Annotated in this window: 33 protein-coding genes; 32 read left to right on the top strand and 1 reads right to left on the bottom strand. The window is 49.8% G+C overall.

From position 1 onward, the window contains the following. Positions 1-63: 63 nt before the first annotated feature. The 10 genes from SOM82_RS18975 to bfr all read left to right on the top strand — a co-directional run bounded on the left by SOM82_RS18975 (position 64) and on the right by bfr (position 7282). A complete protein-coding gene (locus tag SOM82_RS18975; RefSeq protein WP_154127919.1) occupies positions 64-786 on the top strand; it encodes a helix-turn-helix transcriptional regulator in 723 nt (240 codons plus the stop codon). Beyond that, positions 786-1172 (top strand): sulfurtransferase complex subunit TusD, encoded by a 387-nt coding sequence (gene tusD / locus SOM82_RS18970; RefSeq protein WP_320460950.1) that lies wholly within the window; start codon positions 786-788, stop codon positions 1170-1172. The genes SOM82_RS18975 and tusD overlap by 1 nt, the downstream gene beginning before the upstream one ends. Then, the gene (gene tusC, locus SOM82_RS18965; RefSeq protein ID WP_320460949.1) at positions 1172-1531 is read left to right on the top strand and encodes a sulfurtransferase complex subunit TusC; all 360 of its coding nucleotides are present in this window, start codon (positions 1172-1174) and stop codon (positions 1529-1531) included. The genes tusD and tusC overlap by 1 nt, the downstream gene beginning before the upstream one ends. Positions 1532-1538: 7 nt before the next feature. After that, on the top strand, positions 1539-1826 hold the full coding sequence (gene tusB, locus SOM82_RS18960; RefSeq protein ID WP_320460948.1) for a sulfurtransferase complex subunit TusB: 288 nt from the start codon (positions 1539-1541) through the stop codon (positions 1824-1826). A 124-nt stretch (positions 1827-1950) separates the two neighbouring features. Then, positions 1951-2325 carry a 30S ribosomal protein S12 gene (gene rpsL, locus SOM82_RS18955; RefSeq protein WP_000246815.1) on the top strand — a complete coding sequence of 125 codons (375 nt, stop codon included), beginning with the start codon at positions 1951-1953 and terminating at the stop codon, positions 2323-2325. Between the two features lie 96 nt (positions 2326-2421). After that, positions 2422-2892: a 30S ribosomal protein S7 gene (rpsG, locus tag SOM82_RS18950; RefSeq protein WP_004106370.1), complete on the top strand. Its 471-nt coding sequence runs from the start codon at positions 2422-2424 to the stop codon at positions 2890-2892. A gap of 95 nt (positions 2893-2987) precedes the next feature. Continuing rightward, positions 2988-5102, top strand: a complete 2115-nt coding sequence (gene fusA / locus SOM82_RS18945) for an elongation factor G (RefSeq protein WP_154127915.1) — start codon at positions 2988-2990, stop codon at positions 5100-5102. A gap of 68 nt (positions 5103-5170) precedes the next feature. Beyond that, positions 5171-6355, top strand: a complete 1185-nt coding sequence (tuf, locus tag SOM82_RS18940; protein ID WP_324723110.1) for an elongation factor Tu — start codon at positions 5171-5173, stop codon at positions 6353-6355. A 183-nt stretch (positions 6356-6538) separates the two neighbouring features. Then, positions 6539-6733 (top strand): bacterioferritin-associated ferredoxin, encoded by a 195-nt coding sequence (gene bfd / locus SOM82_RS18935; RefSeq protein WP_154129135.1) that lies wholly within the window; start codon positions 6539-6541, stop codon positions 6731-6733. Between the two features lie 72 nt (positions 6734-6805). Continuing rightward, positions 6806-7282, top strand: a complete 477-nt coding sequence (gene bfr / locus SOM82_RS18930) for a bacterioferritin (RefSeq protein ID WP_154129134.1) — start codon at positions 6806-6808, stop codon at positions 7280-7282. Here bfr and SOM82_RS18925 read toward each other — a convergent pair. Further along, positions 7266-7739, bottom strand: coding sequence for a prepilin peptidase (locus SOM82_RS18925; protein WP_320461705.1), 474 nt, complete (start codon positions 7737-7739; stop codon positions 7266-7268). The two genes, bfr and SOM82_RS18925, sit on opposite strands and share 17 nt — an antisense overlap. Before the next feature lie 386 nt (positions 7740-8125). Here SOM82_RS18925 and rpsJ point away from each other — a divergent pair, with 386 nt between their 5' ends. The 22 genes from rpsJ (at position 8126) to secY (ending at position 18632) form a co-directional block, all read left to right on the top strand. Then, on the top strand, positions 8126-8437 hold the full coding sequence (gene rpsJ, locus SOM82_RS18920; RefSeq protein WP_001181005.1) for a 30S ribosomal protein S10: 312 nt from the start codon (positions 8126-8128) through the stop codon (positions 8435-8437). A gap of 32 nt (positions 8438-8469) precedes the next feature. Then, positions 8470-9099 carry a 50S ribosomal protein L3 gene (gene rplC / locus SOM82_RS18915; protein WP_016538466.1) on the top strand — a complete coding sequence of 210 codons (630 nt, stop codon included), beginning with the start codon at positions 8470-8472 and terminating at the stop codon, positions 9097-9099. A 10-nt stretch (positions 9100-9109) separates the two neighbouring features. Then, a complete protein-coding gene (gene rplD, locus SOM82_RS18910; protein ID WP_015960716.1) occupies positions 9110-9715 on the top strand; it encodes a 50S ribosomal protein L4 in 606 nt (201 codons plus the stop codon). Beyond that, on the top strand, positions 9712-10014 hold the full coding sequence (gene rplW, locus SOM82_RS18905) for a 50S ribosomal protein L23 (RefSeq protein ID WP_004868363.1): 303 nt from the start codon (positions 9712-9714) through the stop codon (positions 10012-10014). Before rplD ends, rplW begins: the two co-directional genes overlap by 4 nt. Positions 10015-10031: 17 nt before the next feature. Next, positions 10032-10853 (top strand): 50S ribosomal protein L2, encoded by an 822-nt coding sequence (rplB, locus tag SOM82_RS18900; protein ID WP_000301869.1) that lies wholly within the window; start codon positions 10032-10034, stop codon positions 10851-10853. A 16-nt stretch (positions 10854-10869) separates the two neighbouring features. Next, a complete protein-coding gene (gene rpsS, locus SOM82_RS18895) occupies positions 10870-11148 on the top strand; it encodes a 30S ribosomal protein S19 (protein ID WP_001138115.1) in 279 nt (92 codons plus the stop codon). A 14-nt stretch (positions 11149-11162) separates the two neighbouring features. After that, the gene (gene rplV, locus SOM82_RS18890; RefSeq protein WP_002919773.1) at positions 11163-11495 is read left to right on the top strand and encodes a 50S ribosomal protein L22; all 333 of its coding nucleotides are present in this window, start codon (positions 11163-11165) and stop codon (positions 11493-11495) included. Between the two features lie 17 nt (positions 11496-11512). Beyond that, a complete protein-coding gene (gene rpsC / locus SOM82_RS18885) occupies positions 11513-12214 on the top strand; it encodes a 30S ribosomal protein S3 (RefSeq protein ID WP_000529945.1) in 702 nt (233 codons plus the stop codon). A gap of 12 nt (positions 12215-12226) precedes the next feature. After that, on the top strand, positions 12227-12637 hold the full coding sequence (gene rplP / locus SOM82_RS18880; RefSeq protein WP_002919759.1) for a 50S ribosomal protein L16: 411 nt from the start codon (positions 12227-12229) through the stop codon (positions 12635-12637). Continuing rightward, complete coding sequence (rpmC, locus tag SOM82_RS18875) at positions 12637-12828, top strand: 50S ribosomal protein L29 (protein ID WP_032614707.1); 192 nt, start codon at positions 12637-12639, stop codon at positions 12826-12828. The genes rplP and rpmC overlap by 1 nt, the downstream gene beginning before the upstream one ends. Beyond that, positions 12828-13082, top strand: a complete 255-nt coding sequence (gene rpsQ, locus SOM82_RS18870) for a 30S ribosomal protein S17 (protein ID WP_006817275.1) — start codon at positions 12828-12830, stop codon at positions 13080-13082. The genes rpmC and rpsQ overlap by 1 nt, the downstream gene beginning before the upstream one ends. Positions 13083-13248: 166 nt before the next feature. Then, on the top strand, positions 13249-13620 hold the full coding sequence (gene rplN, locus SOM82_RS18865; protein WP_004160583.1) for a 50S ribosomal protein L14: 372 nt from the start codon (positions 13249-13251) through the stop codon (positions 13618-13620). 10 nt (positions 13621-13630) lie between these two features. Then, positions 13631-13945, top strand: coding sequence for a 50S ribosomal protein L24 (gene rplX, locus SOM82_RS18860; protein ID WP_016538464.1), 315 nt, complete (start codon positions 13631-13633; stop codon positions 13943-13945). Positions 13946-13959: 14 nt separating this feature from the next. Next, positions 13960-14499, top strand: a complete 540-nt coding sequence (rplE, locus tag SOM82_RS18855) for a 50S ribosomal protein L5 (RefSeq protein WP_015960710.1) — start codon at positions 13960-13962, stop codon at positions 14497-14499. 14 nt (positions 14500-14513) lie between these two features. Continuing rightward, positions 14514-14819: a 30S ribosomal protein S14 gene (rpsN, locus tag SOM82_RS18850; RefSeq protein ID WP_015960709.1), complete on the top strand. Its 306-nt coding sequence runs from the start codon at positions 14514-14516 to the stop codon at positions 14817-14819. Positions 14820-14852: 33 nt separating this feature from the next. Next, complete coding sequence (rpsH, locus tag SOM82_RS18845) at positions 14853-15245, top strand: 30S ribosomal protein S8 (protein WP_006178918.1); 393 nt, start codon at positions 14853-14855, stop codon at positions 15243-15245. A 12-nt stretch (positions 15246-15257) separates the two neighbouring features. After that, a complete protein-coding gene (rplF, locus tag SOM82_RS18840; RefSeq protein ID WP_154129133.1) occupies positions 15258-15791 on the top strand; it encodes a 50S ribosomal protein L6 in 534 nt (177 codons plus the stop codon). A gap of 9 nt (positions 15792-15800) precedes the next feature. Further along, a complete protein-coding gene (rplR, locus tag SOM82_RS18835; protein ID WP_000358956.1) occupies positions 15801-16154 on the top strand; it encodes a 50S ribosomal protein L18 in 354 nt (117 codons plus the stop codon). A gap of 14 nt (positions 16155-16168) precedes the next feature. After that, positions 16169-16669, top strand: a complete 501-nt coding sequence (rpsE, locus tag SOM82_RS18830; RefSeq protein WP_002438697.1) for a 30S ribosomal protein S5 — start codon at positions 16169-16171, stop codon at positions 16667-16669. A gap of 6 nt (positions 16670-16675) precedes the next feature. Continuing rightward, entirely contained in the window at positions 16676-16855 is a 180-nt protein-coding gene (gene rpmD, locus SOM82_RS18825; RefSeq protein ID WP_003863301.1) for a 50S ribosomal protein L30, read from the top strand. A gap of 3 nt (positions 16856-16858) precedes the next feature. Beyond that, positions 16859-17293: a 50S ribosomal protein L15 gene (gene rplO, locus SOM82_RS18820; protein WP_064327681.1), complete on the top strand. Its 435-nt coding sequence runs from the start codon at positions 16859-16861 to the stop codon at positions 17291-17293. 7 nt (positions 17294-17300) lie between these two features. Then, on the top strand, positions 17301-18632 hold the full coding sequence (gene secY / locus SOM82_RS18815) for a preprotein translocase subunit SecY (RefSeq protein WP_064327680.1): 1332 nt from the start codon (positions 17301-17303) through the stop codon (positions 18630-18632). Positions 18633-18651 lie beyond the last annotated feature (19 nt).

Below are 18651 nucleotides of genomic sequence, written 5' to 3'. Positions count from 1 at the left end.
CGTGTAAATATGAGCCTGCCCTGACAACCTAATGACAGGCTCCTGAAAAGGAGTGTTTTTTTCATGTCCAGGTCGCTTTTAACCAACGAAACCAGCGAACTCGATTTGCTGGATCAACGTCCTTTCGATCAGACCGACTTCGATATTCTCAAATCCTACGAAGCGGTGGTGGACGGGTTAGCGATGCTCATTGGCTCCCACTGCGAAATCGTATTGCACTCCCTGCAAGATCTGAAATGTTCCGCCATCCGTATTGCTAATGGCGAGCATACTGGCCGCAAAATTGGATCGCCAATTACTGACCTTGCACTGCGTATGCTGCACGACATGACCGGCGCGGACAGCAGCGTCTCCAAATGCTATTTTACCCGTGCCAAAAGCGGCGTTCTGATGAAATCAGAAACCATCGCCATTCGTAACCGTGAACATCGGGTGATCGGATTATTGTGCATCAACATGAACCTTGATGTGCCGTTCTCACAAATCATGAGTACGTTTGTGCCACCAGAAACACCGGAAGTGAACTCCTCTGTTAACTTCGCTTCTTCGGTGGAAGATCTCGTCACCCAAACGCTGGAGTTCACCATTGAAGAGGTGAATGCCGATCGCAACGTATCGAATAATGCCAAGAACCGCCAGATTGTGCTGAACCTCTATGAAAAAGGCATTTTCGATATCAAAGATGCGATTAACCAGGTGGCCGATCGTCTGAATATCTCTAAGCACACGGTCTATCTCTATATTCGTCAGTTCAAAAGCGGCGATTTCCTGGGGCAAGATAAGTAATGCGTTTTGCCCTGATGGTGACAGGACCTGCCTACGGTACTCAGCAGGCCAGCAGCGCATTGCAGTTTGCAGAAGCGTTACTGGCAGCCGGGCATCAGCTGAGCAGCGTTTTTTTCTATCGCGAAGGGGTCTATAACGCCAATCAATTGACCTCTCCGGCGTCTGATGAATACGATCTGGTTCGCGGCTGGCAGGCGCTTAACGATAAACATGGTGTTGAGCTACACATTTGCGTCGCGGCGGCCCTGCGTCGCGGCGTGACGGATAAAACGGAAGCTGAACGTCTCGGGCTGGCAGCGGCAAATCTGCAGCCCGGCTTTTCTCTCAGTGGTTTAGGGGCGCTGGCGCAAGCGGCATTGACCTGCGACCGGATGGTGCAATTCTGATGAACCGTATCGCTTTTGTGTTTTCTTCCGCGCCTCATGGCAGTGCGTCGGGCAGGGAAGGGCTGGATGCGCTACTGGCGACGTCGGCTCTGACGGAGGATATTGGCGTTTTCTTTATCGGAGACGGTGTTTTCCAGATCCTGGCCGGACAACAACCGCAACAGATCCTGGCGCGGGACTATATCGCCACTTTTAAAGTCCTGCCTCTTTATGACATCGAAACATTTTGGGTCTGTGCTGCCTCTTTAAAAGAGCGCGGGCTCGATGAAAAGACCCCGATGGTGCTGGATGCGACAGTCATAACGCCCGATGTCTTGCGCGAACATCTCGCACATTATCAAACCGTTCTGACTTTTTGAGGCTGTCATGCTCCATACCTTGAGCCATTCACCGTGGCAATGCGATATCGAAGGATTGTTGAGAATGTTGAGCGAAGGTGATGATTTGCTTCTCATTCAGGACGGTGTCCTTACGGCAATTGAAGGCAGCCGATTTGTTGAAATTCTCAACAATGCCCCCATTAAGGTCTCAGCGCTAAAGGAAGATGTTGATGCGCGTGGTCTTGGTGGTCAAATTTCAACCAAAATCGATGTGGTTAGCTATACTGATTTCGTCAATCTTGCAGTAGAGCACGCCAGTCAGATGAGCTGGTGATGCGAGATCGCTGTATATTTCTTGACACCTTTTCGGCATGGCCCTAAAATTTCGCGTCCTCATATTGTATGAGGTCGATTTATTACGTGTTTACGAAGCAAAAGCTAAAACCAGGAGCTATTTAATGGCAACAGTTAACCAGCTGGTACGCAAACCACGCGCTCGCAAAGTTGCAAAAAGCAACGTGCCTGCGCTGGAAGCCTGCCCGCAGAAACGTGGCGTATGTACTCGTGTATATACCACCACTCCTAAGAAACCAAACTCCGCACTGCGTAAAGTATGCCGTGTGCGTTTGACCAACGGTTTTGAAGTGACTTCCTACATCGGTGGTGAAGGTCACAACCTGCAGGAACACTCCGTGATCCTGATCCGTGGCGGTCGTGTAAAAGACCTTCCGGGTGTTCGTTATCACACCGTTCGTGGTGCGCTTGACTGCTCTGGTGTTAAAGACCGTAAGCAGGCTCGCTCCAAGTATGGCGTGAAGCGTCCTAAGGCTTAATGGTTCTCCGTTAAGTAAGGCCAAACTGATTTATCTTAATGTCAAACTAAACTCTTTGAGTTTTGGACAATCCTGAATTAACAACGGAGTATTCCCATGCCACGTCGTCGCGTCATTGGTCAGCGTAAAATCCTTCCAGATCCTAAGTTCGGATCAGAACTGCTGGCAAAATTTGTAAATATCCTGATGGTAGATGGTAAAAAATCTACTGCAGAAGCAATCGTATACAGCGCGCTGGAGACCCTGGCTCAGCGTTCTGGTAAAAATGAACTGGAAGCTTTCGAAGTCGCTCTCGACAACGTTCGCCCAACTGTAGAAGTTAAGTCCCGCCGCGTTGGTGGTTCTACTTATCAGGTTCCAGTTGAAGTTCGTCCGGTTCGTCGTAATGCCCTGGCAATGCGTTGGATCGTTGAAGCTGCTCGTAAACGCGGTGATAAATCCATGGCTCTGCGTCTGGCGAACGAACTTTCTGATGCTGCAGACAACAAAGGTACTGCAGTTAAGAAACGTGAAGACGTTCACCGTATGGCAGAAGCCAACAAGGCGTTCGCACACTACCGTTGGTAATCCCTTCGGAGTCATAGTCATCAGGCGGGCGCTTCAGAGAAGCCGCCCGCTCTGGGTTACTTAACTGAACGCCAAAGAAACAAACGAGGAATCAAATGGCTCGTACAACACCCATCGCACGCTACCGTAACATCGGTATCAGTGCGCACATCGACGCCGGTAAAACCACTACTACCGAACGTATTCTGTTCTACACCGGTGTAAACCATAAAATCGGTGAAGTTCATGACGGCGCAGCTACCATGGACTGGATGGAACAGGAGCAGGAGCGTGGTATTACTATCACCTCCGCAGCGACTACTGCATTCTGGTCAGGTATGGCTAAGCAGTATGAACCGCATCGCGTAAACATCATCGACACCCCGGGCCACGTTGACTTCACTATCGAAGTAGAACGTTCCATGCGTGTTCTTGATGGTGCAGTAATGGTTTACTGCGCAGTTGGTGGTGTTCAGCCACAGTCTGAAACCGTATGGCGTCAGGCTAATAAATACAAAGTTCCACGCATCGCGTTCGTTAACAAAATGGACCGTATGGGTGCTAACTTCCTGAAAGTTGTTGGTCAGATCAAATCCCGTCTGGGCGCGACTCCGGTTCCGCTGCAGTTGGCAATTGGTGCTGAAGAAGGTTTCACCGGTGTTGTTGACCTGGTGAAAATGAAAGCCATCAACTGGAACGAAGAAGATGCAGGCGTCACCTTCGTTTATGAAGATATTCCAGCTGACATGCAGGAACTGGCCGAAGAATGGCACCAGAACCTGATCGAGTCCGCTGCAGAAGCTTCAGAAGAGCTGATGGAGAAATACCTGGGTGGTGAAGAACTGACTGAAGAAGAGATCAAGAAAGCTCTGCGTCAGCGTGTTCTGAACAACGAAATCATCCTGGTAACCTGTGGTTCTGCGTTCAAGAACAAAGGTGTTCAGGCAATGCTGGATGCGGTAATTGATTACCTGCCATCTCCAGTAGATGTTCCTGCGATCAACGGTATCCTGGACGACGGTAAAGACACTCCGGCAGAACGTCACGCAAGTGATGAAGAGCCGTTTGCTGCGCTGGCGTTCAAAATCGCTACCGACCCGTTCGTGGGTAACCTGACGTTCTTCCGCGTGTACTCTGGCGTGGTTAACTCCGGTGACACCATCCTGAACTCCGTGAAAGCTGCACGTGAGCGTTTCGGTCGTATCGTACAGATGCACGCGAACAAACGTGAAGAGATCAAAGAAGTTCGCGCAGGCGACATCGCTGCGGCTATCGGTCTGAAAGACGTGACTACTGGTGACACCCTGTGTGACCCAGATCACCCGATCATTCTGGAGCGTATGGAATTCCCTGAGCCAGTAATCTCTATCGCCGTTGAACCAAAAACCAAAGCTGACCAGGAAAAAATGGGTCTGGCTCTGGGCCGTCTGGCTAAAGAAGATCCATCATTCCGCGTATGGACTGATGAAGAATCTAACCAGACCATCATCGCTGGTATGGGTGAACTGCACCTCGACATCATCGTTGACCGTATGAAGCGTGAATTCAACGTTGAAGCTAACGTGGGTAAACCTCAGGTTGCTTACCGCGAAGCGATTCGTGCGAAAGTTACCGATGTTGAAGGTAAACACGCTAAGCAGTCTGGTGGTCGTGGTCAGTATGGTCATGTTGTTATCGACATGTACCCACTGGAGCCGGGCTCAAATCCGAAAGGTTACGAGTTCATCAACGATATCAAAGGTGGTGTAATTCCTGGCGAATACATCCCTGCCGTTGATAAAGGCATCCAGGAGCAGCTGAAGTCTGGTCCACTGGCTGGTTATCCGGTAGTAGATCTGGGTGTGCGTCTGCACTTCGGTTCTTACCATGACGTTGACTCCTCTGAACTGGCGTTTAAACTGGCGGCTTCTATTGCCTTTAAAGATGGCTTTAAGAAAGCGAAACCAGTTCTGCTTGAGCCTATCATGAAGGTTGAAGTAGAAACTCCGGAAGAGAACACCGGTGACGTTATCGGTGACTTGAGCCGTCGTCGTGGTCAGCTGAAAGGTCAGGAATCTAACGCTACTGGTGTTCAGATTCATGCTGAAGTTCCGTTGTCTGAAATGTTCGGTTACGCAACTCAGTTGCGTTCTCTGACCAAAGGTCGTGCTTCTTACTCCATGGAATTCCTGAAGTATGATGATGCGCCGAACAACGTTGCTCAGGCCGTAATCGAAGCCCGTGGCAAATAAGCCGTAGGGTTAAAAACCAAAATCCCGTGTCCCCTCGGTGAGGGGGCACTATAGTAAGGAATATAGCCGTGTCTAAAGAAAAATTTGAACGTACAAAACCGCACGTCAACGTTGGTACTATCGGCCACGTTGACCATGGTAAAACTACCCTGACTGCTGCAATCACTACCGTTCTGGCTAAAACCTACGGTGGTTCTGCTCGTGCATTCGACCAGATCGATAACGCACCAGAAGAAAAAGCTCGTGGTATCACCATCAACACTTCTCACGTTGAATATGACACCCCGACTCGCCACTACGCACACGTAGACTGCCCGGGCCACGCCGACTATGTTAAAAACATGATCACCGGTGCTGCTCAGATGGATGGCGCGATCCTGGTTGTTGCTGCGACTGACGGCCCTATGCCTCAGACTCGTGAGCACATCCTGCTGGGTCGTCAGGTTGGCGTTCCTTTCATCATCGTGTTCCTGAACAAATGTGACATGGTTGATGACGAAGAGCTGCTGGAACTGGTTGAAATGGAAGTTCGTGAACTTCTGTCCCAGTACGACTTCCCGGGTGATGATACCCCAATCATCCGTGGTTCTGCTCTGAAAGCGCTGGAAGGCGAAGCAGAGTGGGAAGCGAAAATCGTTGAGCTGGCTGGCTTCCTGGATTCTTACATCCCAGAACCAGAGCGTGCGATTGACAAGCCGTTCCTGCTGCCTATCGAAGACGTATTCTCCATCTCCGGCCGTGGTACTGTTGTGACCGGTCGTGTAGAGCGCGGTATCGTTAAAGTTGGCGAAGAAGTTGAAATCGTTGGTATCAAAGAGACTGCCAAGTCTACCTGTACTGGCGTTGAAATGTTCCGCAAACTGCTGGACGAAGGTCGTGCTGGTGAGAACGTTGGTGTTCTGCTGCGTGGTATTAAACGTGAAGAAATCGAACGTGGTCAGGTACTGGCTAAGCCAGGCTCAATCAAGCCGCACACCAAGTTCGAATCTGAAGTTTACATCCTGTCCAAAGATGAAGGCGGCCGTCATACTCCGTTCTTCAAAGGCTACCGTCCACAGTTCTACTTCCGTACAACTGACGTGACCGGTACCATCGAACTGCCAGAAGGCGTAGAGATGGTAATGCCAGGCGACAACATCAAAATGGTTGTTACCCTGATCCACCCAATCGCGATGGATGACGGTCTGCGTTTCGCAATCCGTGAAGGCGGCCGTACTGTTGGTGCGGGCGTTGTTGCTAAAGTTCTGAGCTAATTACTCGCTAATTAGCTTTGAATAAAAAAGGGCGCTTAGGTGCCCTTTTTGCATTTATGATTTATTACCTGTCACAAATAATCGCATTTTTTGTTAGCTTCCGGCCCGTCTCACTACGAATGTGCTATTGTAATCATAATTATTCTCACTTAGAATTTGATCATAAATTGAGCGGGAGTATTTATGTACGTTTGTTTGTGTAATGGTGTGAGTGACAAAAAAATACGTCAGGCTGTTCGCCAGTTTAACCCTCAGTCATTTCAGCAACTGCGCAAGTTTGTTCCAGTGGGAAATCAATGTGGTAAGTGCGTCCGTGCGGCACGCGAAATCATGCAGGACGAATTGATGCAGATCCCGGAATACAAAGAGATCGCCTGAGCCTCTATCTTTTTTTTGACATCCCTGTAGCCCCATCTACGCTTCAATAAGTGGAAGCGGAGGGACTATATAATGAAAGGTGATGTTAAAATCATAAGTTATCTCAATAAATTATTGGGAAATGAGCTTGTCGCAATCAATCAATATTTTCTCCATGCGAGAATGTTCAAGAATTGGGGGCTGACACGCCTCAACGACGTTGAATACCATGAATCTATCGATGAAATGAAACATGCCGATAAATACATCGAGCGTATTTTATTTCTTGAGGGCATCCCGAATCTGCAGGATCTCGGCAAGCTCGGTATTGGCGAAGATGTCGAAGAGATGCTGCAATCTGACCTTCGCCTTGAACTCGAAGGCGCGAAAGATCTTCGCGAAGCCATCGCGTATGCCGATAGCGTTCATGATTATGTTAGCCGCGATATGATGATCACGATTCTCGCAGACGAAGAAGGTCATATCGACTGGTTGGAAACCGAGCTGGACCTCATTGGAAAAATTGGTTTGCAAAATTACCTGCAATCGCAAATCAAAGTGACGGATTGATTAAGCTCTGCCAACCCATTATCAGACCTGCTGCCGCCATGAATGGACCAAACGGCAGCGGGTTTTTATGTACCTGTAATCCAGGGTTGAATAGCATTTTGAAAAGCACATAAAGAGTAGCCAGTAGGGCCGCTGACAATGTTATGACTGGAAGCACATACCAGCCGTGCCAGGCGCCGAGAGCGCCCAGATATTTCACATCTCCGTATCCCAGCCCTTCACGTTTGAATATCAAACGATAACCCCAGTAAATGCCAGCGAAGCCAATGTAACCCGCCATGGCACCAGTCACCGCGTTTGCCAAAAAATCCGGATTATTGATGAGATGATAAAGCAGACCTGTCCACAAGAGTGGGCAGAGATATTTGTCCGGCAACAATCCGAAGCGGATATCTTCGCGAACCAGCAGGCAGGATATTACTGCATAGGTCATCAGAAAAGGGAAAACAGTCAACACGATTTATGCCTCTGCGATTAACGTGGCGATATCCTCGTCTGTGGAGAAAACTACGACAAGCAGCAGAGTGAACCTTTGCGTGTGGCATTCCAGTGAACCGTCTAAACCATGAAAACATGACGTCTTTATGTCGAGCCTCCACGCAAAATCAATCAGTAGCGCCCGTTTTCTAAACTACGCTTGCGTTGCGGCCAGATTTACGTATAATGCGCGGGCTTGTCGTAATTGACGGCTGGTTCAATATGAACCGGAGTAACACTGTTTTTCGTTACTCAACAATGCTCCCAATTGGGGGGCTACGTAAGAACGGTTACACTCTCCCATCAATCGTAATGGGTTTGAGTAGTAATCATTTTCGTTTATAAAATAATTGGAGCTCTGGTCTCATGCAGAACCAAAGAATCCGTATCCGCCTGAAAGCGTTTGATCATCGTCTGATCGATCAATCAACCGCGGAAATCGTCGAGACTGCCAAGCGCACTGGTGCGCAGGTCCGTGGTCCGATCCCGCTGCCGACCCGCAAAGAGCGCTTTACCGTTCTGATCTCTCCGCACGTTAACAAAGATGCGCGTGATCAGTACGAGATTCGCACTCACAAGCGTCTGGTTGACATCGTTGAGCCAACTGAGAAAACCGTTGATGCTCTGATGCGTCTGGATCTGGCTGCCGGTGTAGACGTGCAGATCAGCCTGGGTTGATCAGGTCATCGAGCGATTGAGAGGTTGAAACAATGATTGGTTTAGTCGGTAAAAAAGTGGGTATGACCCGCATCTTCACTGAAGATGGCGTTTCTATCCCAGTAACCGTAATCGAAGTTGAAGCAAACCGCGTTACTCAGGTTAAAGACCTGGCTAACGATGGCTACCGTGCTGTTCAGGTTACTACCGGTGCTAAAAAAGCTAACCGTGTAACCAAGCCGGAAGCTGGTCACTTCGCTAAAGCTGGCGTTGAAGCTGGCCGTGGTCTGTGGGAATTCCGTCTTGCTGAAGGCGAAGAGTTCACCGTAGGTCAGGACATTAGCGTTGAGCTGTTTGCTGAAGTTAAAAAAGTTGACGTAACCGGTACCTCTAAAGGTAAAGGTTTTGCTGGTACCGTTAAGCGCTGGAACTTCCGTACCCAGGACGCTACCCACGGTAACTCCTTGTCTCACCGCGTACCGGGTTCTATCGGTCAGAACCAGACTCCGGGCAAAGTGTTCAAAGGCAAGAAAATGGCAGGTCAGCTGGGTAACGAACGTGTAACCGTTCAGAGCCTGGACGTAGTACGTGTTGACGCTGAGCGCAACCTGCTGCTGGTTAAAGGTGCTGTTCCGGGTGCAACCGGTAGCGACCTGATCGTTAAACCAGCTGTGAAGGCGTGAGGAGATAGCAATGGAATTAGTATTGAAAGACGCGCAGAGCGCGCTGACTGTTTCCGAAACTACCTTCGGTCGTGATTTCAACGAAGCGCTGGTTCACCAGGTTGTAGTTGCTTATGCAGCTGGTGCTCGTCAGGGTACTCGTGCTCAGAAGACTCGTGCTGAAGTAACTGGTTCCGGCAAAAAGCCGTGGCGCCAGAAAGGTACCGGCCGTGCGCGTTCAGGTTCTATTAAGAGCCCGATCTGGCGTTCCGGTGGCGTGACCTTCGCTGCTCGCCCGCAGGACCACAGTCAAAAAGTAAACAAAAAGATGTACCGCGGCGCGCTGAAAAGCATTCTGTCCGAACTGGTACGTCAGGATCGTCTGATCGTTGTCGAAACGTTCTCTGTAGAAGCGCCTAAAACTAAGCTGCTGGCACAGAAACTGAAAGACATGGCTCTGGAAGATGTGCTGATCATCACCGGTGAGCTGGACGAGAACCTGTTCCTTGCTGCGCGTAACCTGCATAAGGTTGACGTACGCGATGCAACTGGTATCGACCCGGTTAGCCTGATCGCCTTCGACAAAGTCGTAATGACTGCTGATGCTGTTAAGCAAGTTGAGGAGATGCTGGCATGATTCGTGAAGAACGTCTGCTGAAGGTGCTTCGTGCACCGCACGTTTCTGAAAAAGCGTCTGCTGCGATGGAAAAAACCAATACCATCGTTCTCAAAGTTGCTAAAGACGCGACCAAAGCAGAAATCAAAGCTGCTGTGCAGAAACTGTTTGAAGTCGAAGTCGAAGTCGTTAACACCCTGGTAGTTAAAGGGAAAGTTAAACGTCACGGACAGCGTATCGGTCGTCGTAGCGACTGGAAAAAAGCTTACGTCACCCTGAAAGAAGGCCAGAATCTGGACTTCGTCGGCGGCGCTGAGTAAGTCGGAGGAGTAATACAATGGCAGTTGTTAAATGTAAACCGACATCTCCGGGTCGTCGCCACGTCGTTAAAGTGGTCAACCCAGAGCTGCACAAGGGCAAACCTTTTGCTCCGCTGGTTGAAAAAAACAGCAAATCCGGTGGTCGTAACAACAATGGCCGTATCACCACTCGTCACATCGGTGGTGGCCACAAGCAGGCTTATCGTATTGTTGATTTCAAACGCAACAAAGACGGTATCCCAGCAGTTGTTGAGCGTCTTGAGTACGATCCGAACCGTTCCGCGAACATCGCGCTGGTTCTGTACAAAGATGGCGAACGCCGTTACATCCTGGCCCCTAAAGGCCTGAAAGCTGGCGACCAGATTCAGTCTGGCGTTGATGCTGCAATCAAAGCAGGTAACACCCTGCCGATGCGCAATATCCCGGTTGGTTCTACCGTTCATAACGTAGAAATGAAACCAGGTAAAGGCGGTCAGCTGGCACGTTCCGCTGGTACTTACGTTCAGATCGTTGCTCGTGATGGTGCTTATGTCACCCTGCGTCTGCGTTCTGGTGAAATGCGTAAAGTCGAAGCAGACTGCCGTGCAACTCTGGGCGAAGTTGGCAATGCTGAGCATATGCTGCGCGTTCTGGGTAAAGCAGGTGCTGCACGCTGGCGTGGTGTTCGTCCTACCGTTCGCGGTACTGCGATGAACCCAGTCGACCACCCACATGGTGGTGGTGAAGGTCGTAACTTTGGTAAACACCCTGTAACTCCATGGGGCGTTCAGACCAAAGGTAAGAAGACCCGCAGCAACAAGCGTACTGATAAATTTATCGTACGTCGCCGTAGCAAATAATTTTAGAGGATAAGCCATGCCACGTTCTCTCAAGAAAGGTCCTTTTATTGACCTGCACTTGCTGAAGAAGGTAGAGAAAGCGGTGGAAAGCGGAGACAAGAAGCCCCTGCGCACTTGGTCCCGTCGTTCAACGATCTTTCCTAACATGATCGGTTTGACCATCGCTGTCCATAATGGTCGTCAGCACGTTCCAGTATTTGTTTCCGACGAAATGGTCGGTCATAAACTGGGTGAATTCGCACCGACTCGTACTTATCGCGGCCACGCTGCTGATAAAAAAGCGAAGAAGAAATAAGGTAGGAGGAAGAGATGGAAACTTTAGCTCAACATCGCCATGCTCGTTCTTCTGCTCAGAAGGTTCGCCTTGTTGCTGACCTGATTCGCGGTAAGAAAGTGTCGCAGGCCCTGGACATCCTGACCTATACCAACAAGAAAGCTGCGGTATTGGTTAAGAAAGTACTGGAATCTGCCATTGCTAACGCTGAACACAACGATGGCGCTGACATTGACGATCTGAAAGTTGCGAAAATTTTCGTAGATGAAGGCCCAAGCATGAAGCGCATTATGCCGCGTGCGAAAGGTCGTGCAGATCGCATCCTGAAGCGCACCAGCCACATTACTGTGGTTGTGTCCGATCGCTGAGACTCTGGAGACTAGCAATGGGTCAGAAAGTACATCCTAATGGTATTCGCCTGGGTATTGTAAAACCATGGAACTCAACCTGGTTTGCGAACACCAAAGAATTCGCTGACAACCTGGACAGCGATTTTAAAGTACGTCAGTACCTGACTAAGGAACTGGCTAAAGCGTCTGTATCTCGTATCGTTATCGAGCGTCCGGCTAAGAGCATCCGTGTGACTATTCACACTGCTCGCCCGGGTATCGTTATCGGTAAGAAAGGCGAAGACGTAGAAAAACTGCGCAAGGTCGTAGCGGATATCGCTGGCGTTCCTGCACAGATCAATATCGCTGAAGTTCGTAAGCCTGAACTGGACGCTAAATTGGTTGCTGACAGCATCACTTCACAGCTGGAACGTCGTGTTATGTTCCGTCGTGCTATGAAGCGTGCTGTACAGAACGCAATGCGTCTGGGCGCTAAAGGTATCAAAGTTGAAGTTAGCGGCCGTCTCGGCGGCGCGGAAATCGCACGTACCGAATGGTACCGCGAAGGTCGCGTACCGTTGCACACTCTGCGTGCTGACATCGACTACAACACCTCTGAAGCGCACACCACTTACGGTGTAATCGGCGTTAAGGTATGGATCTTCAAAGGTGAGATCCTGGGTGGTATGGCTGCTGTTGAACAACCGGAAAAACCGGCTGCGCAACCTAAAAAGCAGCAGCGTAAAGGCCGTAAATAAGGAGCGTCGCTGATGTTACAACCAAAGCGTACAAAATTCCGTAAAGTGCACAAAGGCCGCAACCGTGGTCTGGCGCAGGGTACGGATGTTAGCTTCGGCACTTTCGGTCTGAAAGCTGTTGGCCGTGGTCGTCTGACTGCACGTCAGATCGAAGCAGCACGTCGTGCAATGACCCGTGCAGTTAAGCGTCAAGGTAAAATCTGGATCCGTGTATTCCCGGACAAACCAATTACCGAGAAGCCGCTGGAAGTTCGTATGGGTAAAGGTAAAGGTAACGTGGAGTATTGGGTTGCCTTGATTCAGCCGGGTAAAGTCCTGTATGAAATGGACGGCGTACCGGAAGAGCTAGCCCGTGAAGCATTCGGCCTGGCAGCAGCGAAACTGCCGATTAAAACCACCTTTGTAACTAAGACGGTGATGTAATGAAAGCAAATGAGCTGCGTGAAAAAAGCGTTGAAGAGCTGAACGCTGAGCTGCTGAACCTGCTGCGTGAGCAGTTTAACCTGCGCATGCAGGCGGCAAGTGGCCAGCTGCAACAGACTCACCTGCTGAAGCAAGTGCGTCGTGATGTTGCACGCGTTAAGACTTTACTGACTCAGAAGGCGGGTGCGTAATGACCGATAAAATCCGTACTCTGCAAGGTCGTGTTGTTAGCGACAAAATGGAGAAATCCATTGTTGTTGCTATCGAACGTATTGTGAAACACCCGATCTACGGTAAATTCATCAAGCGTACGACCAAACTGCACGTACATGACGAGAACAACGAATGCGGTATCGGTGACGTGGTTGAAATCCGCGAATGCCGTCCGCTGTCCAAGACTAAGTCCTGGACGCTGGTTCGCGTTGTAGAGAAAGCCGTTCTGTAATACAGTAAGGCCTCTCAATACGAATACACGGCTCAGTAATGGGCCGTGTATTTTTTCTACCCATATTGTAGAACCGGTGTTATAATGCCGCGCCCTCGATATGGGGCTTTTCGACGACTCTGATTTTGGAGTCTCAGGTAGTAGTTGACATTAGCGGAGCACTAAAATGATCCAAGAACAGACTATGCTGAACGTCGCCGACAACTCCGGTGCACGTCGCGTAATGTGTATCAAGGTTCTGGGTGGCTCGCACCGTCGCTACGCAGGCGTAGGCGACATCATCAAGATCACCATCAAGGAAGCAATTCCACGTGGTAAGGTCAAAAAAGGTGATGTGCTGAAAGCGGTAGTGGTGCGCACCAGGAAGGGTGTTCGTCGCCCTGACGGTTCTGTCATTCGCTTCGATGGTAATGCATGCGTTATTTTAAATAATAACAGCGAGCAGCCTATCGGCACGCGTATCTTTGGGCCGGTAACTCGTGAACTTCGTACTGAAAAGTTCATGAAAATTATCTCTCTGGCACCAGAAGTACTCTAAGGAGCGAATCATGGCAGCGAAAATCCGTCGTGATGACGAAGTTATCGTGTTAACCGGTAAAGATAAAGGTAAACGCGGTAAAGTAAAAAATGTTCTGTCTTCCGGCAAGATCATTGTTGAAGGTATCAACCTGGTTAAGAAACATCAGAAGCCGGTTCCGGCCCTGAACCAACCAGGTGGCATCGTTGAAAAAGAAGCTGCTATTCAGGTTTCTAACGTTGCACTCTTCAACGCGGCAACCGGCAAGGCTGACCGTGTAGGCTTTAGATTCGAAGACGGCAAAAAAGTCCGTTTCTTCAAGTCTAACAGCGAAACTATCAAGTAATTTGGAGTAGTACGATGGCGAAACTGCATGATTACTACAAAGACGAAGTAGTTAGCAAACTCATGACTGAGTTTAACTACAATTCTGTCATGCAAGTCCCTCGGGTCGAGAAGATCACCCTGAACATGGGTGTTGGTGAAGCGATCGCTGACAAGAAACTGCTGGATAACGCAGCAGCTGATCTGACAGCAATCTCCGGTCAAAAGCCGTTGATCACCAAAGCACGCAAATCTGTTGCAGGCTTCAAAATCCGTCAGGGCTATCCGATCGGCTGTAAAGTAACTCTGCGTGGCGAACGCATGTGGGAGTTCCTTGAGCGCCTGATCTCTATTGCTGTTCCACGTATCCGTGACTTCCGTGGCTTGTCCGCTAAGTCATTCGATGGTCGTGGTAACTACAGCATGGGTGTCCGTGAGCAGATCATCTTCCCAGAGATCGACTACGATAAAGTCGACCGCGTGCGTGGTTTGGATATTACCATTACCACTACTGCGAACTCTGACGAAGAAGGCCGTGCTCTGCTGGCTGCCTTTGACTTCCCGTTCCGCAAGTAAGGTAGGGTTACTGAATGGCTAAGCAATCAATGAAAGCACGCGAAGTAAAGCGCGTAGCTTTAGCTGATAAATTCTTCGCTAAACGCGCTGAACTGAAAGCGATCATTTCTGATGTGAACGCTTCCGACGAAGATCGTTGGAACGCAGTTCTGAAGCTGCAGTCTCTGCCGCGTGATTCCAGCCCGTCTCGTCAGCGTAACCGCTGTCGTCAAACTGGTCGTCCGCACGCTTTCCTGCGGAAGTTCGGGTTGAGCCGTATTAAGGTCCGTGAAGCCGCTATGCGCGGTGAAATCCCGGGTCTGAAAAAGGCTAGCTGGTAATTGTCACCAATTGAATCACGGGAGTAAAGACAGATGAGCATGCAAGATCCGATCGCGGATATGCTGACCCGTATCCGTAACGGTCAGGCCGCGAACAAAGTTGCGGTCACCATGCCTTCCGCCAAGCTGAAAGTGGCAATTGCCAACGTGCTGAAGGAAGAAGGTTTTATCGAAGATTTTAAAGTTGAAGGCGACACCAAGCCGGAACTGGAACTTACTCTTAAGTATTTCCAGGGTAAAGCTGTTGTAGAAAGCATTCAGCGTGTCAGCCGCCCAGGCCTGCGCATCTATAAGAAAAAAGATGAGCTGCCAAAAGTTATGGCTGGTCTGGGTATCGCAGTTGTTTCTACCTCTAAAGGTGTTATGACTGATCGTGCAGCGCGCCAAGCTGGTCTTGGTGGCGAAATTATCTGCTACGTAGCCTAATCGGAGGAAAGAATGTCTCGTGTTGCTAAAGCACCGGTCGTTGTTCCTGCCGGCGTTGATGTAAAAATCGACGGTCAGGTTATTACGATCAAAGGTAAAAACGGCGAGCTGACTCGTACTCTCAACAATGCTGTTGAAGTTAAACATGCAGATAATGCTCTGACCTTCGGTCCACGTGATGGTTTCGTGGATGGATGGGCTCAGGCTGGTACCGCGCGTGCCCTGCTGAACTCAATGGTTGTTGGTGTTACCGAAGGCTTCACTAAAAAGCTTCAACTGGTTGGTGTAGGTTACCGTGCAGCGATCAAAGGGAATGCAGTAGGCCTGTCTCTGGGCTTCTCACACCCTGTTGAGCATCAGCTGCCAGCCGGTATCACTGCAGAATGTCCGTCTCAGACTGAGATCGTGCTGAAAGGCGCTGATAAACAGCTGATCGGTCAGGTTGCAGCAGATCTGCGCGCCTACCGTCGTCCTGAGCCTTATAAAGGCAAGGGTGTTCGTTACGCCGACGAAGTCGTGCGTACCAAAGAGGCTAAGAAGAAGTAAGGTAACACTATGGATAAGAAATCTGCTCGTATCCGTCGTGCGACCCGCGCACGCCGCAAGCTCAAAGAGCTGGGTGCAACTCGCCTGGTGGTACATCGTACCCCGCGTCATATTTACGCACAGGTCATTGCACCAAACGGTTCTGAAGTTCTGGTAGCTGCTTCTACTGTAGAAAAAGCTATTGCTGAACAATTGAAGTACACCGGTAACAAAGACGCTGCTGCAGCTGTTGGTAAAGCTGTTGCTGAACGCGCTCTGGAAAAAGGCATCAAAGACGTGTCCTTTGACCGTTCCGGGTTCCAATATCATGGTCGTGTCCAGGCACTGGCAGATGCTGCCCGTGAAGCTGGCCTTCAGTTCTAAGGTAGAGGTGTAAGATGGCTCACATCGAAAAACAAGCTGGCGAACTGCAGGAAAAGCTGATCGCGGTTAACCGCGTATCTAAAACCGTTAAAGGTGGTCGTATTTTCTCCTTCACAGCTCTGACTGTTGTTGGCGATGGTAACGGTCGCGTTGGTTTTGGTTACGGTAAAGCGCGTGAAGTTCCAGCAGCGATCCAGAAAGCGATGGAAAAAGCCCGTCGCAATATGATTAACGTCGCGCTGAACCACGGCACCCTGCAACACCCAGTTAAAGGTGTTCACACGGGTTCTCGTGTCTTCATGCAGCCGGCTTCAGAAGGTACCGGTATCATCGCCGGTGGTGCAATGCGCGCCGTTCTTGAAGTCGCTGGAGTTCATAACGTTCTGGCTAAAGCATATGGTTCCACCAACCCGATAAACGTGGTTCGTGCAACTATTGATGGCCTGGAAAATATGAATTCTCCAGAAATGGTCGCTGCCAAGCGTGGTAAATCCGTTGAAGAAATTCTGGGGTAATTGACCATGGCAAAGACTATTAAAATCACTCAAACCCGCAGTGCAATCGGTCGTCTGCCGAAACACAAGGCAACGCTGCTTGGCCTGGGTCTGCGTCGTATTGGTCATACCGTTGAGCGTGAGGATACTCCCGCTGTACGTGGTATGGTCAACGCGGTTTACTTCATGGTTAAAGTTGAGGAGTAAGAGATGCGTTTAAATACTCTGTCTCCAGCCGAAGGCTCTAAAAAGGCGGGTAAACGCCTTGGTCGTGGTATCGGTTCTGGCCTCGGTAAAACCGGTGGTCGTGGTCACAAAGGTCAGAACTCTCGTTCTGGCGGTGGCGTACGTCGCGGTTTCGAGGGTGGCCAGATGCCACTGTACCGTCGTCTGCCAAAATTTGGCTTCACTTCTCGCAAAGCAGCGATCACAGCCGAAATTCGTCTGTCTGACCTGGCGAAAGTTGAAGGCGGCGTTGTAGACCTGAACACGCTGAAAGCAGCAAACATTATCGGTATCCAGATCGAGTTCGCGAAAGTGATCCTGGCTGGTGAAGTTTCTACTCCGGTAACTGTTCGCGGCCTGCGTGTTTCTAAAGGCGCTCGTGCTGCTATCGAAGCTGCTGGCGGTAAAATTGAGGAATAAGTAGCAGATGGCTAAGCAACCGGGATTAGATTTTCAAAGTGCCAAGGGTGGATTTGGCGAACTGAAACGCAGACTTTTGTTTGTTGTTGGTGCGCTGATCGTTTTCCGTATTGGTTCTTTTATTCCGATCCCTGGTATCGATGCCGCTGTACTTGCCAAACTGCTTGAGCAACAGCGAGGCACCATCATTGAAATGTTTAACATGTTCTCTGGTGGTGCTCTCAGCCGTGCTTCTATCTTTGCACTGGGTATCATGCCGTATATTTCGGCATCGATTATTATCCAACTGTTAACAGTCGTTCATCCGGCTCTGGCAGAGTTGAAGAAAGAAGGGGAGTCTGGTCGTCGTAAGATCAGCCAGTACACCCGTTACGGCACTCTGGTGCTGGCAATATTCCAGTCAATCGGTATTGCTACCGGTTTACCGAATATGCCTGGTATGCAAGGTCTGGTAATTAATCCAGGCTTTGCATTCTATTTCACCGCTGTTGTAAGTCTGGTCACAGGAACGATGTTCCTGATGTGGCTCGGCGAACAGATTACTGAACGAGGTATCGGCAACGGTATCTCAATCATTATCTTCGCTGGTATCGTTGCGGGACTCCCGCCAGCCATTGCCCATACGATCGAGCAAGCGCGTCAAGGCGACCTGCACTTCCTCCTGTTGCTGTTGGTTGCAGTATTAGTATTTGCAGTGACCTTCTTTGTTGTATTCGTTGAACGTGGTCAACGCCGCATTGTGGTGAACTATGCTAAACGTCAGCAAGGTCGTCGTGTCTATGCTGCACAGAGCACACATTTACCGCTGAAAGTGAATATGGCGGGGGTAATCCCGGCAATCTTCGCTTCCAGTATCATTCTGTTCCCTGCGACCATCGCGTCATGGTTCGGGGGCGGAACGGGTTGGAACTGGCTGACAACAATTTCGCTGTATTTGCAGCCTGGGCAACCGCTTTATGTGTTACTCTATGCGTCTGCAATCATCTTCTTCTGTTTCTTCTATACGGCGTTGGTCTTCAACCCACGTGAAACAGCAGATAACCTGAAGAAGTCCGGTGCATTTGTACCAGGAATTCGTCCGGGAGAGCAAACGGCGAAGTATATCGATAAAGTAATGACTCGTCTGACTTTGGTTGGTGCGCTGTATATTACTTTTATCTGCCTGATCCCGGAGTTCATGCGTGATGCAATGAAAGTACCGTTCTACTTCGGTGGGACCTCACTGCTTATCGTTGTTGTCGTGATTATGGACTTTATGGCTCAAGTGCAAACTCTGATGATGTCAAGTCAGTATGAGTCTGCCTTGAAGAAGGCGAACCTGAAAGGCTACGGCCGTTAATTGGTCGCCCGAGAAGTTA

The organism is Lelliottia sp. CFBP8978 (genome assembly GCF_034046055.2).
Classification (GTDB): Bacteria; Pseudomonadota; Gammaproteobacteria; order Enterobacterales; family Enterobacteriaceae; genus Enterobacter.
The sequence above is the reverse complement of the archived record's forward strand: the minus strand, read 5'-3'. Positions and strand labels throughout refer to the sequence as shown.

Excerpts from the sequence above, each read along its gene's own strand:
- SOM82_RS18975 (WP_154127919.1), top strand. The coding sequence starts at position 64 with ATGTCCAGGTCGCTTTTAACCAACGAAACCAGCGAACTCGATTTGCTG.
- tusD (WP_320460950.1), top strand. The coding sequence starts at position 786 with ATGCGTTTTGCCCTGATGGTGACAGGACCTGCCTACGGTACTCAGCAG.
- tusC (WP_320460949.1), top strand. The coding sequence starts at position 1,172 with ATGAACCGTATCGCTTTTGTGTTTTCTTCCGCGCCTCATGGCAGTGCG.
- tusB (WP_320460948.1), top strand. The coding sequence starts at position 1,539 with ATGCTCCATACCTTGAGCCATTCACCGTGGCAATGCGATATCGAAGGA.
- rpsL (WP_000246815.1), top strand. The coding sequence starts at position 1,951 with ATGGCAACAGTTAACCAGCTGGTACGCAAACCACGCGCTCGCAAAGTT.
- rpsG (WP_004106370.1), top strand. The coding sequence starts at position 2,422 with ATGCCACGTCGTCGCGTCATTGGTCAGCGTAAAATCCTTCCAGATCCT.
- fusA (WP_154127915.1), top strand. The coding sequence starts at position 2,988 with ATGGCTCGTACAACACCCATCGCACGCTACCGTAACATCGGTATCAGT.
- bfd (WP_154129135.1), top strand. The coding sequence starts at position 6,539 with ATGTACGTTTGTTTGTGTAATGGTGTGAGTGACAAAAAAATACGTCAG.
- bfr (WP_154129134.1), top strand. The coding sequence starts at position 6,806 with ATGAAAGGTGATGTTAAAATCATAAGTTATCTCAATAAATTATTGGGA.
- rpsJ (WP_001181005.1), top strand. The coding sequence starts at position 8,126 with ATGCAGAACCAAAGAATCCGTATCCGCCTGAAAGCGTTTGATCATCGT.
- rplC (WP_016538466.1), top strand. The coding sequence starts at position 8,470 with ATGATTGGTTTAGTCGGTAAAAAAGTGGGTATGACCCGCATCTTCACT.
- rplD (WP_015960716.1), top strand. The coding sequence starts at position 9,110 with ATGGAATTAGTATTGAAAGACGCGCAGAGCGCGCTGACTGTTTCCGAA.
- rplW (WP_004868363.1), top strand. The coding sequence starts at position 9,712 with ATGATTCGTGAAGAACGTCTGCTGAAGGTGCTTCGTGCACCGCACGTT.
- rplB (WP_000301869.1), top strand. The coding sequence starts at position 10,032 with ATGGCAGTTGTTAAATGTAAACCGACATCTCCGGGTCGTCGCCACGTC.
- rpsS (WP_001138115.1), top strand. The coding sequence starts at position 10,870 with ATGCCACGTTCTCTCAAGAAAGGTCCTTTTATTGACCTGCACTTGCTG.
- rplV (WP_002919773.1), top strand. The coding sequence starts at position 11,163 with ATGGAAACTTTAGCTCAACATCGCCATGCTCGTTCTTCTGCTCAGAAG.
- rpsC (WP_000529945.1), top strand. The coding sequence starts at position 11,513 with ATGGGTCAGAAAGTACATCCTAATGGTATTCGCCTGGGTATTGTAAAA.
- rplP (WP_002919759.1), top strand. The coding sequence starts at position 12,227 with ATGTTACAACCAAAGCGTACAAAATTCCGTAAAGTGCACAAAGGCCGC.
- rpmC (WP_032614707.1), top strand. The coding sequence starts at position 12,637 with ATGAAAGCAAATGAGCTGCGTGAAAAAAGCGTTGAAGAGCTGAACGCT.
- rpsQ (WP_006817275.1), top strand. The coding sequence starts at position 12,828 with ATGACCGATAAAATCCGTACTCTGCAAGGTCGTGTTGTTAGCGACAAA.
- rplN (WP_004160583.1), top strand. The coding sequence starts at position 13,249 with ATGATCCAAGAACAGACTATGCTGAACGTCGCCGACAACTCCGGTGCA.
- rplX (WP_016538464.1), top strand. The coding sequence starts at position 13,631 with ATGGCAGCGAAAATCCGTCGTGATGACGAAGTTATCGTGTTAACCGGT.
- rplE (WP_015960710.1), top strand. The coding sequence starts at position 13,960 with ATGGCGAAACTGCATGATTACTACAAAGACGAAGTAGTTAGCAAACTC.
- rpsN (WP_015960709.1), top strand. The coding sequence starts at position 14,514 with ATGGCTAAGCAATCAATGAAAGCACGCGAAGTAAAGCGCGTAGCTTTA.
- rpsH (WP_006178918.1), top strand. The coding sequence starts at position 14,853 with ATGAGCATGCAAGATCCGATCGCGGATATGCTGACCCGTATCCGTAAC.
- rplF (WP_154129133.1), top strand. The coding sequence starts at position 15,258 with ATGTCTCGTGTTGCTAAAGCACCGGTCGTTGTTCCTGCCGGCGTTGAT.
- rplR (WP_000358956.1), top strand. The coding sequence starts at position 15,801 with ATGGATAAGAAATCTGCTCGTATCCGTCGTGCGACCCGCGCACGCCGC.
- rpsE (WP_002438697.1), top strand. The coding sequence starts at position 16,169 with ATGGCTCACATCGAAAAACAAGCTGGCGAACTGCAGGAAAAGCTGATC.
- rpmD (WP_003863301.1), top strand. The coding sequence starts at position 16,676 with ATGGCAAAGACTATTAAAATCACTCAAACCCGCAGTGCAATCGGTCGT.
- rplO (WP_064327681.1), top strand. The coding sequence starts at position 16,859 with ATGCGTTTAAATACTCTGTCTCCAGCCGAAGGCTCTAAAAAGGCGGGT.
- secY (WP_064327680.1), top strand. The coding sequence starts at position 17,301 with ATGGCTAAGCAACCGGGATTAGATTTTCAAAGTGCCAAGGGTGGATTT.